Genomic DNA, 15,296 nt, shown 5'->3' with positions numbered 1-15,296 from the left:
GCGGCGGTGTATTGCCCTGGAAGGCGACGGACGCGGTCCCTAGGGTCGATGGGATGAACGCCCAGGAGATCCGCTCGGCCTACCTCGAGTTCTTCGCCTCCCGAGGGCACGCCGTGATCGAGCGAGCGCCCCTGGTGCTGCGCGAGGATCCGACGACGCTGTTCACGGGTGCCGGGATGCAGCCGCTGATGCCCTACCTGCTGGGTGTCCGGGAGCACGACGCCGGACCCCTCCTGGTCGACTCGCAGCCGTGCGTGCGCGCGCAGGACATCGACGAGGTCGGGGACCGGCGGCACACGACCTTCTTCGAGATGCTGGGCAACTGGAGCCTGGGGTCCGCCGACGTGGAGCAGCAGGTCCGCTGGTTCGTCGAGTTCCTCGCGCACGTCGGCGTCGACCTCGAGCGCCTGTACGTCACGTGCTTCCGCGGGTCGCCCGAGCACGGGATCCCTCGTGACGACGAGGCCGCACGCGCCTGGGTCACGGTGCTCGCGGAGCACGGGATCGCGGCATCGCTCGTGGACGTGGGGTCCCGTGCCGACGGCGACCGTGACGGGATGCGCGGCGGTCGCGTCCTCCTCTACGACTCCGAGGAGAACTGGTGGAGCCGCGGAGGCGGGCTGGAGGGCACGCCCGTGGGCGACCCCTGCGGGCCGGACTCGGAGGTCTTCTACGACCTCGGCCCCGAGCACCACGACCCGTCGACCGGTGCGCCCCATCCCGCGAGCGAGGGCGGACGGTTCGTCGAGATCGGCAACCAGGTGTTCATGCGCTACCGCCGCACGAGCGAGGGCTTCGTCCTCCTCGACGAGCCGAGCATCGACTTCGGAGGCGGGCTCGAGCGCATCGCCGCGGCCGCCCTGGCGACCCCCGACGTGTTCGACGTGAGCCTCCTCCGCCCGCTGGTCGACCGGCTCGAGGCGCTCAGCGGTCGCGCGTACGAGGACGACCCGCGCCCGTTCCGCGTGATCGCGGACCACGTCCGTGCCGCGACGTTCCTCGCTGCCGACGGGGTGCGCCCGGGCAACAAGGCGCACGGGTACGTCCTGCGGCGACTCGTCCGGCGGGCCGTGGTGCACGCTCTCCACCTCGGCCTGGACGACCGCTTCGCCGACGAGCTCGTCTCCGTCGTGGCCGAGGCGTACGGCGACACCTACCCGGGCCTGGTCGCGCAACGCGAGGAGCTGGGCACGGTCCTCCGTGACGAGGAGTCGCGGTTCCGTCGCACGGTGCACCGCGGTCTCCGGGAGCTCGAGAAGCTCCAGGGCGCGACGGTCACGGGGGGCGACCTGTTCGTGCTCGCGGACACCTGGGGATTCCCCGTCGAGCTGTCGGTCGACGAGGTCCGTCGCCGCGACATGGCTCTCGCCACGGACTGGCGGGAGGAGTACGCGCTCCACCGCGAGCGCCAGCGGGCACGGTCACGGGCGGCCGCCACGAGCAGGGAATAGTTCGCCCTGAGTGAAGGTTGAGCCTGGTGGACTCAAGTTCTGGCGAGCGGGCTTGCGCGCAAGCGCACCGCGTGCCTACCTTGAGTGAAGCAGACTCAACCCGGTGTGCCCGGGCGCGCGTGCGCCGTCGGGCACCCCATCCACAACGGAGGCAGCACACATGGCACGAGCAGTCGGGATCGACCTCGGCACCACCAACTCGGTGGTCGCCGTCCTCGAGGGCGGAGAGCCCACCGTCATCGCGAACGCCGAGGGGTCGCGCACGACGCCGTCGGTGGTCGCCTTCTCCAAGACCGGCGAGGTCCTCGTCGGCGAGGTCGCCAAGCGTCAGGCGGTCACGAACGTCGACCGCACCATCAGCTCGGTGAAGCGCCACATGGGCACCGACTGGTCGGTGGAGATCGACGACAAGAAGTACACCGCGCAGGAGATCTCCGCGCGGATCCTGGGCAAGCTCAAGCGCGACGCCGAGGAGTACCTGGGTGAGCCCGTCACCGACGCGGTCGTCACCGTCCCGGCGTACTTCAACGACGCCGAGCGCCAGGCGACCAAGGACGCGGGGCAGATCGCGGGCCTCAACGTGACGCGCATCGTCAACGAGCCCACCGCGGCCGCGCTCGCGTACGGCCTGGAGAAGGGCAAGGAGGACGAGCTCATCCTCGTCTTCGACCTGGGTGGCGGCACGTTCGACGTCTCGCTCCTCGAGGTCGGCAAGGACGAGGACGACTTCTCCACGATCCAGGTCCGCGCGACCTCGGGCGACAACCGCCTGGGTGGCGACGACTGGGACCAGCGCATCGTCGAGCACCTCATCAAGCAGGTGAAGAACAGCTCGGGCGTCGACCTGTCCAAGGACAAGATCGCGCTCCAGCGTCTGCGTGAGGCCGCCGAGCAGGCGAAGAAGGAGCTCTCGTCCGCGACGAGCACCACCATCTCGATGCAGTACCTCTCGATGAGCGAGAACGGCCCCATCCACCTGGACGAGAAGCTCACGCGCGCCCAGTTCCAGCAGATGACGCAGGACCTGCTCGACCGGACGAAGGCCCCGTTCCACAAGGTCATCTCCGACGCGGGCGTCTCCGTCTCCGACATCGACCACGTCGTGCTCGTGGGTGGCTCCACCCGCATGCCGGCCGTGACCGACGTCGTCAAGGAGCTCACGGGCGGCAAGGAGCCCAACAAGGGCGTCAACCCGGACGAGGTCGTCGCCGTCGGCGCGGCTCTCCAGGCCGGCGTCATCTCGGGTGACCGCAAGGACGTCCTGCTCATCGACGTGACCCCGCTGTCCCTCGGCATCGAGACCAAGGGCGGCGTGATGACCAAGCTCATCGAGCGCAACACGGCCATCCCGACCAAGCGCAGCGAGATCTTCTCGACGGCCGAGGACAACCAGCCGTCGGTGCTCATCCAGGTGTTCCAGGGCGAGCGCGAGTTCGCGCGCGACAACAAGCCGCTCGGCACGTTCGAGCTCACCGGCATCGCGCCGGCCCCGCGCGGCGTGCCGCAGATCGAGGTCACCTTCGACATCGACGCGAACGGCATCGTCCACGTCGGCGCCAAGGACCGCGGCACCGGCAAGGAGCAGAAGATGACGATCACGGGCGGCTCGGCGCTGCCCAAGGACGACATCGACCGCATGGTCAAGGAGGCCGAGGAGCACGCGGCCGAGGACAAGAAGCGTCGCGAGGAGGCGGAGACCCGCAACCAGGCCGAGGCGTTCGTGTACTCGACCGAGAAGCTCGTCTCCGAGAACAAGGAGAAGCTCCCGGCCGACGTCGTCACCGAGGTCGAGGCCGACATCGCGTCGGTCAAGTCCGCGCTCGAGGGCGAGGACGCCGACGCCGTGAAGACCGCGCACGAGAAGCTCGTCGCGTCCGCGCAGAAGATCGGCCAGGCGCTCTACGCCTCGGCCGAGCAGGAGCAGGCCGCCGGCAACCCCGGCGCCGCGCAGGACGACGCCACCGCTGCCGCGGGCGCGACGTCCGCTCCGGACGAGGACGTCGTCGACGCCGAGATCGTGGACGACGAGGACGACAAGAAGTGACGTCCCCCGAGGACCGGGGCCCCGAGGAGCAGGCCGGGCGCGAGCCCGGCCAGGGCCCCGAGGACAAGCCGTTCCACTTCACCGACAAGCGCAAGGTCGACCCGGAGGCCGGCGGTCCGCGCGAGGGCGCGGACGCCGGCTCCTCCGCCGGTGGCTCGGCCGGTGACGACGCGGAGAGGGACCCGCTCGCGGGACTCGACTTCGAGCCGTCGGACGAGGCCGGGGTCGACGCCGCGGTCCTCGCCGCGAAGGCCGAGGCCGCCGAGCACCTCGACGCGCTCCAGCGCGAGCGGGCGAGCTTCACGAACTACCGCAACCGGTCGCTGCGCGACCAGGAGGCCGCGCGCACGAAGGGGATCGAGGACGTGCTCACCGCACTCCTCCCGGTCCTCGACGACATCGACCGCGCGCGTCAGCACGGTGAGCTCTCGGGCCCGTTCGCCGCGATCGCGGAGAAGCTCGACGCGAGCCTGGAGAAGTTCGGCATCGAGCGCTACGGCAAGGTCGGGGAGGAGTTCGACCCGACCGTCCACGAGGCGCTCATGCACCAGGCCGACCCGGAGGCCACCGCGACCACGGTGAACCTCGTCATCGAGCCGGGCTACCGGATCGGGGACCGCGTCGTGCGCGCCGCGCGCGTCTCGGTCGTCGGCCCCGAGTAGCGTTCCCCTCCCCGTGCCCGACGGCGCGGCGCACCTCCCGCGCGGAGGTGCGCTCCGCCGTCGGGCACGCGAGGATCACCAGCAGCAGACCGCAGCAGGCACGACACGAAGGACCAGGACCACGACCACCGACAGGAGGGAGGCGCCGTGACCGGACAGGACTGGATGGAGAAGGACTTCTACGCCGCGCTCGGCGTCCCCAAGGACGCCGACGACGCCACGATCAAGAAGGCCTACCGCAAGCTCGCGCGCAAGTACCACCCCGACCAGAACCAGGGTGACGCGGGTGCCGAGGCCAAGTTCAAGGAGATCGGCGAGGCGTACGCCGTGCTCTCCGACGCCAAGGAGCGCGAGCAGTACGACGCGATCCGGGCGATGGCCGGCGGCGGTGCCCGCTTCTCCGCAGGCCCCGGCGGCGCCGGGGGCGCGGGTTTCGAGGACGTGTTCGGCGGCATGTTCGGCGGCGGCGGCCCTGGTGGCACTCGGGTCCGGTACTCGACCGGCGGCCAGGGCGGCGGCTTCGAGGACATCCTCGGCTCGATGTTCGGCGGCGCGGGCGCGCAGCAGTTCGGCGGCGGCCCCCGCCCGCGGGCCGGTTCGGACGTCGCCGCGGCCACGACCCTCCCGTTCCGCCAGGCGGTCGAGGGCTCGACCGTGACGTTCACCGTCGACGGCCGCAACGTGACGACGCGCATCCCGCCGGGCGTGCGCGACGGCCAGAAGATCCGGCTGCGCGGCAAGGGCCGCCCCGGCATGGCCGGCGGGCCTGACGGCGACCTCGTCGTCACCGTGCACGTCACCCCGCACCCCGTGTTCTCCCTGGACGGCACCAACCTCCGCGCGACCGTCCCCGTGACGTTCGCCGAGGCCGCGCTCGGGGCGACCATCAGCGTGCCGACGCTCGACGGGGGGTCGGTCAAGGTCAAGGTCCCGGCCGGGACGCCGTCGGGCCGCACGCTGCGCGTCAAGGGCCGCGGCGTGCAGACCGCGAAGGCGACCGGCGACCTGCTCGTCACCGTCCAGGTCGCGGTGCCGCAGAAGCTCTCGAAGGCCGCGCGCGAGGCGGTCGAGACGTTCGCCGCCGAGACGGACGGCCAGGACGTGCGCGCCGACCTGGTCCGCCAGGCCGCGGAGTAAGGGGGCCGTGATGGCCCAGCGGAAGACTCATGATCTCTCGCTCGGCGAGGACGCACGTCGCGTCGGACGGGCTCCTGCGAGCGACGTCGACCAGGACGCGCCCGTCCTCGTCATCTCGCAGGCGGCGGCGCTCGCGGGCATGCACCCGCAGACGCTGCGCCAGTACGACCGCCTCGGCCTCGTGGTGCCGCGCCGCACCCCGGGCCGGGGGCGGCGCTACTCGCTGCGCGACGTCGCGAAGCTGCTCGAGGTGCAGCGGCTCAGCCACGACGAGGGCATCAACCTCGCGGGCATCCAGCGCATCCTCGCGCTCGAGTCGCAGGTCGAGCGGCTCGAGCGCCGCATCGAGGCGCTCTCCGCGCGCGTCGAGCCGGGCGGACGGGTGTTCGCGGCCGCGGCGAGCGGCGACGTCGTCGTCGTGCCGCGCGGGCGCAGCGTGCGCCGCGGGGTCGAGGAGGCGCTGCGCGAGACGCTCGTCGAGCACGGCGAGGCGCGCGCGCTGGTCATCTGGCGTCCGCGTCCCGACGACGCGGGCTCCTGACGAGCCGCATCGGGACGTCCGGTTCAGCTCCGGCGCGCCTCGCGCGCGACGAGCGCGGCCGCGGCCGGGACGAGCGCGACCTCCGAGGGGTCGAGGCCGGGGTCGGCGGCACGCGTGCGCGCGGCGGCGTCGAGATGCCGCAGGAGCATCGGGTCGGCGAGGTGGAGGAACGCGTCGAGCAGCACCCGGGCGCCCGGCGCGAGCTCGTCGTCCTCGTCCGCCGCGACCTCCGCGAGGACCACCGCGGTGACGGCGAGGTCGAGCCCGGCAGGTCCGAGCCGGGCGTTCGTCCAGCCGAGGACGGCCGGGCCGTCGGCCGTGAGCACGACGTTCGCCGGGTGCAGGTCGAGGTGGACGACGCACGGCCGCCCGGCGGGATCCGGGTCGTCGAGGGCCGCGAACGACGGCGCGGTCAGCGCGGCGTGGGCCGGCTCCCCGGGGAGCGGTGGAGGCACGGCGTGCAGGGCCTCGTGCAACGTGACGAGCATGCGGGCCGACCCGGCGAGCGAGGTCCGGCCGCCGAGGATCGACTGCAGGAGAGTCGGCCCCCGCAGGAGCTCCATGGTGAGGTCGCCGTCCGCCGCGGCGTCGACGCGCGGGGCGGGGTATCCCGCGGAGCGCACGTGCCGCATGACCTCCGCGGTGCCGACGGAGTCGGCACCCGAGCGCGAGCGGCGCAGCACGCGGTCGGCACCGACGGCGTAGAGGTCGGCGTCGGCACCCGAGAACAGCGGCGCGCCGAGGGTAGGGACCATGGGCCGACGCTACGCCTGTCCTGCCCTCCTGACGAGGCCCGGGCCGCCACCCTGGTCATGCATTCCGAAAGAATGTCGTGCGCTAATTCGGCGCTATTCCTGCATTTCTTAGCCAGGCCTTCCTTGCTATACATCGCGGAATTCCGGGAATACCGTGGAGACGGAAGCCCGGCCCCCACGGGACTCGTCTGGACAGGAGATCGCGATGAGCAGCCTCACGGAGATGCCCCAGGTCGTCGAGTGTTCGATCGACGGCTGCGGCTACAACCACGACCACGGGTGCCACGCCGGAGCCGTGACCATCGCCGGTCACGCGGGCGACGCCGAGTGCGCGACCTTCATCCCGCTGGGGACCAAGGGCGGCCTCGAGAAGGTGCTCGCCCACGTCGGGGCGTGCCAGCGCACCGACTGCGTCCACAACGCCTCGCTCGAGTGCTCGGCGCCGTCGATCCGTGTCGGCGCGGGAGCCTCCGGCGAGGACAAGGCCGACTGCCTCACCTTCACGCCGCGCTGACGCGGCAACCACGGACCTCCTCCGGAGGCGGACCGGCCGCTGGTCCGCGGGACGCCCTGCCCCCCTGGCTGCGCCCCGGTCGCACGATTGCCGTGCGGTCGGGGCGTCGTCGTGCGGTCAGCGTTGCAGGGCGTCGAGGAGGTCGACCGCCGCCGCGTGGGTGCGCGGGAGCGGCTCGACCCAGACGCGCGGCGGGCGCCGCAGGATCGCCGTGACGCCCAGCGCCAGCCCAGTGCGCTCGATGTTGTGCCGCAGCACGGTGCGCAGCGTGTCCTCGTCGGCCCCGCGCTCCCCGAGGACGACGAACAGGCCGTTGCCGAGCGAGGCCATGGGGTGTCCGTCGCCGAAGGTGTGCGTGAGCGCGCGCCCCATCGCGGCCGACCGCGCGAAGCGTTGCCAGCCGGTGAGGTCGTCGAGCGCGACGTCGACGACGAGCAGCCCGTGCGTCCGGGTGGCGTCGCTGCCCGTGCGCAGCGCGACGCCGTACGTCTCGCGGAGCCTGTGGACGAAGTACTGGGTGGTTGCGAGGCCCGACTCGGGGTCCAGGACCTCGGGCGTCACCGGGGTGGCCTCGTAGCCCTCCGACCAGCCGACCGCGACCGCGCGCAGGAGCTCGACCACCGGCTCGCGGTCGTGCGTCCGGTACAGGCACACGACGTCGTCGATGGCCTCTCCGATCCCCACCCCCGCCTCGGCCCGCACCCTCCCGAGCCGCTCGGCGGCCGGCGTCCCGTCACGTTCCTCGCACAGCGCCTCGACGAGCGCGTCGACGGCAGGGTGGTACCAGTCGCCCGGCCGCAGCCAGATTCCCTCGGCACTCGCGTGCCGCCAGCGCTCGCGCACGCTGTCGGGAGCGGGCAGGGTGTACCCGTGGAGGAGGTCCATATCGATGAGACGGTCGAGCGGCCGATCCATGACGCGGGTCGGGGAGAGAGTTTCTGAGACCCCGGGTCTGGGGTGAAAAGGGGCGAACGGGGAGAACTGTGACCGTTACCGTTCCGTCGCCAGAAGGCGACTGCCTCGAAGTTGGACGGGCGTCTACTATGGGCCCCCTACGCCTCGGTCGGGGCGGTCTCCGGGGCGGGTGACATGACGCAGGCGCAGGAACGGGTGTGGAGCGAGGCGTTCAGCGACGCCGAGCTCATCACCGCCGTGCGCGAGGGCGACATGAGCGCCTACGGCGTCCTCTACGAGCGCCATGCCGCGGCGGCTCGCACCGTCGCACGCCAGTACGTCCGGTCCACGGCCGACGCCGACGACGTCGTCTCCGACGGGTTCGCGCGCACGCTGTCCGTGCTGCAGAGCGGGGGCGGCCCCGACGTCACCTTCCGCGCCTACCTGTTCACCGTCGTCCGACGGCTCTCCTACGATCTCGTCAACGGAGCGCGCCGTACCCAGCCGACCGACGACGAGCGCACGTTCGAGACCGCGTTCGGGCCCATGGCGTCCACCGAGGACCCGACGCTCGCGGGGTTCGAGCGCTCGACGGTGGCCCGCGCCTACCTGGACCTCCCTGAGCGCTGGCGCGCCGTGCTCTGGTACATGGAGGTCGAGAACCTCTCCCCGGCCGATATCGCGCCGATCCTCGGGCTCACCGCCAACGGCGTCTCCGCGCTCGCCTACCGGGCGCGCGAGGGCCTGCGCCAGGCGTACCTCCAGCAGCACCTGACGTCCGTCCCCGCCGAGGAGTGCCGCACGGTCAACGCGCTCCTCGGCTCGTACGTGCGCGGCGGGCTCGCCAAGCGTGAGACGACGCGCGTGGAGTCCCACCTCGACGGCTGCGGCGAGTGCCGCGCGCTCGTGCTCGAGCTGGGCGACGTGTCGCACGGCATGCGCGCCGTCATCGCCCCGCTGGTCCTCGGCGTCGGCGCGCTCGGCCTGGTCGGGACGGCCCTCCCGACGTTCGGCGGCGCCTCCGTCGCCGGCGGCGTCGGTGCCGCTCTCCAGGGTTCGTCGAGCGGGGGCGCGGGATCGGCAGGCGGGTCCGCTGCCGCAGGCGGCTCCGGCGGTGCGGGAGCGGGCGCGGGCGCGAGCGCCGGTGGAGGCGCGGCCGGGACCGGTGCCGTCGGCGGCGCGGGTGCCGCCGCAGGCGCGGCCGGTGGTTCCGGCGGTGCGGTCGGGGCCGGCGCGGCGTCCGTCGGTGGCGCAGCGGCCGCGGCCGGCGGTGCGGCGGCCGGGAGCGGCGCGCTCGCCGCGGCCGGTGCCGGCGGCCTCGTCGCCCTCGTCACGTCGGCGCCGCTCGCCGCGGCGGCCGTCACGGTCGGCGTGCTCGCGATCGCCGGGCTCGGCGTCGCGGGCGCCCTCGGGGTGTTCTCGCCGGACCCCGCGCCCACCCCGACCGCGCAGACCTCACCGTCGCCGTCCGAGTCACCGACCACGGGGACCACGACGACGCCGGACCCGACCACCGACCCGACGTCGCCCACGAACGTCCCGCCCGCCCCGACCGACGAGACCGCCGCCGGGACGGGGGACACGACCGGGACCGGCGGCGGGTCGCCCACGGACGGCACCACCCCGGTCGGGTCGACGCCGGGCACCACGACGCCGGGCGGGTCCACCGACCCGGGCACCGGCACGCCGACGCCCACCGACCCGGGGACCGGGACGCCCGGGCCGACGGACCCGGGAACACCCGAGCCCGGCCCGGCGGCGCTCGAGCTGTCGCTCGCCCCGGTCTCGCTCGCGGCACGAGTGCCGGCGGACCTCGTCATCACCGCGTCGAACACCGGCGGGCGAGTGGCCGAGGAGGTCTTCGTCGACCTCACGCTCCCCGAGGGTGTCTCGACCCCCGGCTCGTCGCTCGTCGCGCGCGGCACCGCCGTCGGCGGGCCGCTGTCGACGGCCTCGCTCCCCTGCGGCAGCGCGGTGCCGCAGGCAGACGGGACGAGCCTGGTCACGTGCTCGGTCGGCATCCTCGCGCCGCGGGCGACCCAGGACCTGTCGGTGCAGGTGCGTGCCGACTCGGGTGGCGAGTACGCCTTCGCCGCGGCGCTGCGTGCCAAGGGCATCGAGCCGTCACACCGGTCGTTCCCGCCGACGAAGGTCGCGTACTGGGGAGCTGAGCTGCGGGTCACCGCGGAGCCCACGCTCGCGTTCGACAACCCGGGCGATGCGACGCTGCGGCTCTCCCTGCGCAACAGCGGCGACAAGCCTGCCGTGGAACCGCGCGTGACCGTCGACCTCCCGGACGGACTGAGCCTCGTCGGCGGCGGCCCGCCGGGCTGGAGCTGCGAGGCAGGCGACGGGGACGTGACGTGCGCCTCGCCGTCGGGCACGACCCTCGCCCCGCGTGCGACCGTCGCCGTCCCGGTGCGTCTGCTCGCGGACCTCGAGACCGTCCCGGACGACCTGCCCGACCTCCAGGTCCAGGCGACGGCGGGTGACGTCCGCTCGGGCACCGCGTCCGTCGACCCGGCCGTCGACGACTACTGGGGCGGCGCCGCGGATGGTCTGCGCGGGGAGGACGGGGCGCTCCGCGGCGTCGTGGCGCAGTGCACGGCGACCGAGAAGGGCGACGTCGCGTCTCTCGTCGCGACGTACACCAACACCACGTCGTACGACGGCCTCGACGTGACGGTCGAGGCGGCGGGTTCGAGCGCGACCGCCTCCGCGGTCCGGCTCGGCCAGGAGGTGAAGGTCCAGGTCGACGACGGGGTGCGCTACCCCGCCGGGCGTGCGGCCGTCGTGCTCTCGACGACCGTCGCGGGCGAGACGTTCGAGCACCGTCTCGACGCGGGGTCGTTCGACGCGCTCGACTGCTGGTCCCCGCCGCCGTGGCTCACGGCTGCGGACGTCCGGGTCGCGGCCGACAACGACGGCGGCACGGTCCGCTGGACGGCGAGCGTCGTGAACGGCACGGGCGAGAAGCTCGACGTGCGTCTGCTCGCGCCCGACAACGACACGTGGTCGGGGGTCGCGGACTCGGCGGCGATCACGCCCCTGGCCGACCGCCAGACGGGCGACCTCGTCCTCGACACCGGGCTGACCCAGACGGTGCGCGGGAACGCGGTCCTGCGCCAGTACCGCTGGCACCAGGACGACGACGGCGACGGCAAGGGCTACCAGAGCCTGCTGCCCGTCCTTCTCGAGGAGCAGAGGATCGCACCCGCAGTCCAGGGACCCTCGCTCGGTCAGTGCCGGTTCGACCCGGAGTCGGACACGTCGTCCGCGCCCGTGAGCCTGTCCTACGACAACTCGGCGTCGACCCTTCCGGTCGTGTTCTCCGTCGACGGTCGGCCGGGCCTGACGGCGACGGTCGCGGGCGGGGCCACGCAGGTCGTGGACCTGCCGCGCGCCGGGACGCAGGCCGCCGCCTACACGGTGCGCGCCGACGGTCGCGCGCTCGGCACGCGCACGGTGGACGCCGTCGACTGCTTCCAGTGGTCGGTGACGGGCACCGCGACGACGCGCTGGTCGGCGGAGACCCGGTCCGTCGTCGTGCAGGGCGAGTACCGCAACGGCCACGCGGCGACGACGCTGCGCGTGACCATGGACGGCGGTGCGCTGGGCGTCACGAAGGCTGTGGACGTCGCACCGGGCGAGACGGTGACCCTCACGCTCGACACGGGGTCGCGCGACGTGGCGGCCGGCAAGGTCGTCCTCCACGCGACGCGGCTCGACGGGTCCGCGCGGGCGCACTCCGTGACCGCCTCGTACGACGCGGTCCGGCACGCACCCGCCGTGGGCTCGCCGGTCGTCGGGAAGTGCGTGCTCGACCGGAAGACCGAGCTGTCTGCCGCGACGGTCTCGCTGCGTTACGACAACACGCGCTCGACCGTCCCGGTCGTCTTCTCGGTCGAGGGGCGGGAGGACCTGACCCGGACCGTGGACGGCGGCGCGGCCGTGACCGTCGACGTGCCCGGAGGCGTGGGCCAGGAGCCGCTGCGGCTCGCGGTGCTCGCCGACGGCGCGCCGCTCGCGAGCCATGACGTCGCTGCCGTCGACTGCTTCGACTGGAAGAAGGTCGCGCACGCGGCCGACGCGGAGACGTCCTGGGTGGTGGCTCCCGGGTCCGGGGTCGGCACGTCCGTCGTGACCGGCACGTTCCACAACCCGTACGCCGCGACGACGCTCCGCGTCGGGATGTCGACTCCGCACGGCGACGCCGCGCCGGTCGAGGTCGCGCCGGGTGCCGAGGCGACGTTCACCGTGGACGCGAAGGCTCTGTCCGTCCCCGCCGGGACGGCGACGTTCACGGTCGAGCGCGCGGCGCCGTCGGGCCCGGGCCGGGAGACGGTCGAGGCCCTCTACCGCGCCCTCGCGTACAGCCCGGAGTGGGCCCGGTCCGCGACGGTCGACGCACGCTGGCAGGACGGCTCGGTCAAGCTCGTCGGCACGCTGACCAACGACTCGCCCGAGACGGTCGACGTGGTCATGTCGGCCGCGGGCTACGGGGACTCGGGGTCCGCGCAGCAGGTCGCGCCCGGTGCGACCGCGACGTTCACCGTGGACACGCGCGCGCTGGACGTGAAGCCCGGCTCCGTCACGTTCCGCCAGTCGCGCACCGTGCTCGGCACGGTCTTCACGGACGCACGCCTCACGGAGAGGTACCAGGGCGACCGGTACCAGCCCGATTGGACCGCCACCTCGACGGTGGTCGCGCAGTGCGCCGTCGGGAGCGACGGCGTCGTCCTCTCCGTGACCCTGCGCAACGACTCGCCCGAGGCGATGCACGTCCTCGCACGCACGCCGTTCGGCGACCGCGACCTGGGCGACGTCGCCCCCGGGGCGAGCGCGAGCGGTGACGTCGCGGCGGGGGCGCTCGCGGTCAAGGCCGGGAAGGTCGAGCTCGAGCTCTCCCGCACCGTGCTCGGGGTGTCGTTCACCGAGACGCTCTCGGAGCACTTCGGCGCGCTCGACTGCACGGTCGAGGCGCCGACGGCGAGCCTCGTCCTCGGCGACCCGTACTTCGACGCGCAGCGCGGCCACTCGTACCGCGCCGTGTCCGTCCTGCTCGACAACTCCGGCTCGAACGTCCCGGTGACGTTCCGCGTCACGGGGCAGGCCAAGGGCGAGTGGGTCGTGGGCGCGGGGGAGCGGCGCACCGAGAGCCTGGGCGAGGCGCCGTGGTCCGGGGCGACCTACGTCGTCCACGCGGGCAAGGGGACCGAGCATCTCAGGGTCGACGACTTCACCGCGGCGCCCGCGTGCTACCCGGAGTGGGAGGCGGGCATCTGGTACGACCACGACGCCGAGGTCTCCTACCGCGGCTGGAACTACACGGCACGCAACGGCAGCGTCCTCGTGCGACCGGACCGCGACCCGCTCGGGCTGTTCTGGCAGCGCGGGTCGCGCTGCGGCGAGGGCTGACGGGCGTCGTCGTCGCCCGCTGCCCGGGTGCGGCAGCTAGGGCAGGACGTCCGCGAGCGCGTCGTCGACGGGTCGGTCGCCGCCGACGAGGTCGAGCACGAGGCCGGCCGACTGCGGTTCGTGGAGGACGGCGGCGAGCACGAGCGCGACGTCGTCGCGCGTCACGTCCGACCTCTCGCCCACGGCGGCGCCGGGCTTGCGGCGCTTGCCGCGTGGCTTGTCGCCGTCCCCGACGGGTGCGAGCGCGACGAGGCCGACGCCCGGGTCGTCGGTGAGGTGCCCGGGGCGCACGATGGTCCAGGCGAGGTCGGTCCGCGCGCGCAGGTCGTCCTCGGCCGCTGCCTTGGCGCGCAGGTAGGCCCAGAACACGTCGTCGACGTCGTCGGGCCGCTCGTCGGCGCGCGCCGCCTCGACGCCGCGGGAGGAGAGGAGGACGTAGCGTCCGACGCCCGCGCGCTCGGCGGCGTCGGCGAGCAGCGCCGCGCCCGCCCGGTCGACCGTGTCCTTGCGCGGCGCTCCGCTCCCGGGACCGGCGCCGGCCGCGAACACGACGGCGTCCACGCCCTCCAGCTCGAACGACACCGCGACGGCGTCGTCCTTCTCGAGGTCGATGAGCGCGACGTGCGCGCCGAGCTCGGTGAGGTCCGTGATCTGCGCGGCGGACCGCACGAAGGCGACGACGTCGTCACCCCGCTCCACCAGGGTCCGGGCCAGGCGACGGCCGACCTGGCCGTGACCTCCCGCGATGACTGTGCGCATGGGCCGAACGTATCGCCGTGCGGGCGTCCGCGCCCGGCGAGGAGCGTCGCCCCGGGGCCTGCCGCCGGGATGCTGGGCACCCCGGACGGGGTTGCGCTGCCGGGCGCGCGGTCCCCCACGGCCCCCCACGTCGACCGCGGCCCGGCAGCGCTGGTCCTCAGGCGGCGTCCCCCGTGCCGCCGAGGACGACGGGGGTCTGCGGGTCGAACCGGTAGCCGAGCCCGCGGACCGTGGTGATGACGTGCTCCAGCCCGAGCTTCTCGCGCAGGCGGCGCACGTGGACGTCGATGGTGCGGCTGCCCGCGGCGACCTCGTGGTCGGCCCACACGGTCTGGAGCAGCTCGGCCCGCGTCACGACGCGGTGCGCCGTGCGGGCGAGGTAGGACAGGAGCTCGAGCTCCCGGAACGTCAGGCGCGCGGACCGGCCCTCGACCGTGACCGTGCGCCCGGCGGGGTCGATGACGACGCGCGGGACGGGCGAGAGCGTCGCGAGCCGCTCGCGGAACGCCGCGATGTCCTGCACGGGCGACGACGTCGCCGTCGTGGGCTCGGCGAGCGCGAGGGCCGTGTAGGTCTCGGCGCTCGGCAGCCAGTCGCGGGCGAGCTCGCCCAGGGCCTCGGCGAGCTCGACGAGCTGCGCCTGGGGCTGCTCGCCCGGCGCGGCGTCCACGCCGACGTAGAGCACGAAGCCGGGGTTGCGGCGGGGCGCGGCGTCCGGCGCGGCCGAGGCGTGCGGCGGGGCGGGCCGCTGCGGTGCGAGGACTCGGGGTGCGGCGGCGCGCGTCGAGGTGCGGCGGGCGGGGCGGGTAGCGGTGAGCGTCATGGGTGGCTCCGGGTGCGTCGGGCCGACGGCGTCGCCGGGGAACCGGCGGGTCGGCAGGGGTCGAGGGCTGAACCGAGGTGCGGGAGAGGGTTCAGGCCTGACAACAGACGCACATGACCGCGCCCGGGAGCGCGCCGGACGGCGCGCTGGCGGGAAGGGTCGTGGTGCTCACGGGAGCGAGCATGGCAGCGCACCGCACGGTACGCCAAGAGGAGCCCGAGAACTTCTCAGCATGCGGACCGGCGGAGTCTCGCGTTCCGGGCTCAGATGCCGACGACGAGCGGCGCGACCGGGCTCG

Annotated in this window: 11 protein-coding genes; 7 read left to right on the top strand and 4 right to left on the bottom strand. The window is 73.9% G+C overall.

The features are described 5' to 3' along the window. Positions 1 to 53: 53 nt before the first annotated feature. The 5 genes from ACN9MS_RS17845 (at position 54) to ACN9MS_RS17825 (ending at position 5,835) form a co-directional block, all read left to right on the top strand. Entirely contained in the window at positions 54 to 1,451 is a 1,398-nt protein-coding gene (locus ACN9MS_RS17845; protein ID WP_426309736.1) for an alanine--tRNA ligase-related protein, read from the top strand. A gap of 160 nt (positions 1,452 to 1,611) precedes the next feature. Beyond that, the gene (gene dnaK, locus ACN9MS_RS17840; RefSeq protein WP_378229294.1) at positions 1,612 to 3,495 is read left to right on the top strand and encodes a molecular chaperone DnaK; all 1,884 of its coding nucleotides are present in this window, start codon (positions 1,612 to 1,614) and stop codon (positions 3,493 to 3,495) included. After that, entirely contained in the window at positions 3,492 to 4,157 is a 666-nt protein-coding gene (gene grpE / locus ACN9MS_RS17835) for a nucleotide exchange factor GrpE (protein ID WP_426309735.1), read from the top strand. The genes dnaK and grpE overlap by 4 nt, the downstream gene beginning before the upstream one ends. 147 nt (positions 4,158 to 4,304) lie before the next feature. Next, on the top strand, positions 4,305 to 5,294 hold the full coding sequence (locus ACN9MS_RS17830; RefSeq protein WP_426309734.1) for a DnaJ C-terminal domain-containing protein: 990 nt from the start codon (positions 4,305 to 4,307) through the stop codon (positions 5,292 to 5,294). A gap of 139 nt (positions 5,295 to 5,433) precedes the next feature. Next, complete coding sequence (locus ACN9MS_RS17825) at positions 5,434 to 5,835, top strand: heat shock protein transcriptional repressor HspR (protein WP_426311929.1); 402 nt, start codon at positions 5,434 to 5,436, stop codon at positions 5,833 to 5,835. A 23-nt stretch (positions 5,836 to 5,858) separates the two neighbouring features. Here the strand turns inward: ACN9MS_RS17825 and ACN9MS_RS17820 are convergent, their stop codons facing one another. Further along, positions 5,859 to 6,590: a phosphotransferase family protein gene (locus tag ACN9MS_RS17820; protein WP_426309733.1), complete on the bottom strand. Its 732-nt coding sequence runs from the start codon at positions 6,588 to 6,590 to the stop codon at positions 5,859 to 5,861. A gap of 205 nt (positions 6,591 to 6,795) precedes the next feature. Between ACN9MS_RS17820 and ACN9MS_RS17815 the strand changes: the two genes are divergently transcribed. Then, the gene (locus tag ACN9MS_RS17815) at positions 6,796 to 7,104 is read left to right on the top strand and encodes a DUF1540 domain-containing protein (RefSeq protein WP_087470018.1); all 309 of its coding nucleotides are present in this window, start codon (positions 6,796 to 6,798) and stop codon (positions 7,102 to 7,104) included. Between the two features lie 117 nt (positions 7,105 to 7,221). Here ACN9MS_RS17815 and ACN9MS_RS17810 read toward each other — a convergent pair whose 3' ends face one another. Next, positions 7,222 to 7,989, bottom strand: coding sequence for a hypothetical protein (locus tag ACN9MS_RS17810; RefSeq protein ID WP_426309732.1), 768 nt, complete (start codon positions 7,987 to 7,989; stop codon positions 7,222 to 7,224). A 204-nt stretch (positions 7,990 to 8,193) separates the two neighbouring features. Here ACN9MS_RS17810 and ACN9MS_RS17805 point away from each other — a divergent pair, with 204 nt between their 5' ends. Continuing rightward, entirely contained in the window at positions 8,194 to 13,416 is a 5,223-nt protein-coding gene (locus ACN9MS_RS17805; RefSeq protein ID WP_426309731.1) for a sigma-70 family RNA polymerase sigma factor, read from the top strand. 36 nt (positions 13,417 to 13,452) lie between these two features. On the opposite strand, the gene ACN9MS_RS17800 is transcribed toward ACN9MS_RS17805, so the two are convergent. Then, positions 13,453 to 14,175 (bottom strand): NAD(P)-binding oxidoreductase, encoded by a 723-nt coding sequence (locus ACN9MS_RS17800; protein WP_426309730.1) that lies wholly within the window; start codon positions 14,173 to 14,175, stop codon positions 13,453 to 13,455. 157 nt (positions 14,176 to 14,332) lie between these two features. Further along, positions 14,333 to 14,998, bottom strand: a complete 666-nt coding sequence (locus tag ACN9MS_RS17795) for a winged helix-turn-helix domain-containing protein (protein WP_426309729.1) — start codon at positions 14,996 to 14,998, stop codon at positions 14,333 to 14,335. Between the last annotated feature and the right edge of the window lie 298 nt (positions 14,999 to 15,296).

The sequence above is a fragment of the Cellulosimicrobium sp. E-16 genome (genome assembly GCF_049913115.1).
Classification (GTDB): Bacteria; Actinomycetota; Actinomycetes; order Actinomycetales; family Cellulomonadaceae; genus Cellulosimicrobium.
Note: the sequence above shows the minus strand (reverse complement) of the source record. Positions and strands in the feature narration are given on the sequence as shown.

Excerpts from the sequence above, each read along its gene's own strand:
- ACN9MS_RS17810 (WP_426309732.1), bottom strand. The coding sequence starts at position 7,989 with ATGGACCTCCTCCACGGGTACACCCTGCCCGCTCCCGACAGCGTGCGC.
- ACN9MS_RS17820 (WP_426309733.1), bottom strand. The coding sequence starts at position 6,590 with ATGGTCCCTACCCTCGGCGCGCCGCTGTTCTCGGGTGCCGACGCCGAC.
- dnaK (WP_378229294.1), top strand. The coding sequence starts at position 1,612 with ATGGCACGAGCAGTCGGGATCGACCTCGGCACCACCAACTCGGTGGTC.
- ACN9MS_RS17800 (WP_426309730.1), bottom strand. The coding sequence starts at position 14,175 with ATGCGCACAGTCATCGCGGGAGGTCACGGCCAGGTCGGCCGTCGCCTG.
- ACN9MS_RS17805 (WP_426309731.1), top strand. The coding sequence starts at position 8,194 with ATGACGCAGGCGCAGGAACGGGTGTGGAGCGAGGCGTTCAGCGACGCC.
- ACN9MS_RS17845 (WP_426309736.1), top strand. The coding sequence starts at position 54 with ATGAACGCCCAGGAGATCCGCTCGGCCTACCTCGAGTTCTTCGCCTCC.
- ACN9MS_RS17825 (WP_426311929.1), top strand. The coding sequence starts at position 5,434 with ATGCACCCGCAGACGCTGCGCCAGTACGACCGCCTCGGCCTCGTGGTG.
- ACN9MS_RS17815 (WP_087470018.1), top strand. The coding sequence starts at position 6,796 with ATGAGCAGCCTCACGGAGATGCCCCAGGTCGTCGAGTGTTCGATCGAC.
- ACN9MS_RS17795 (WP_426309729.1), bottom strand. The coding sequence starts at position 14,998 with ATGACGCTCACCGCTACCCGCCCCGCCCGCCGCACCTCGACGCGCGCC.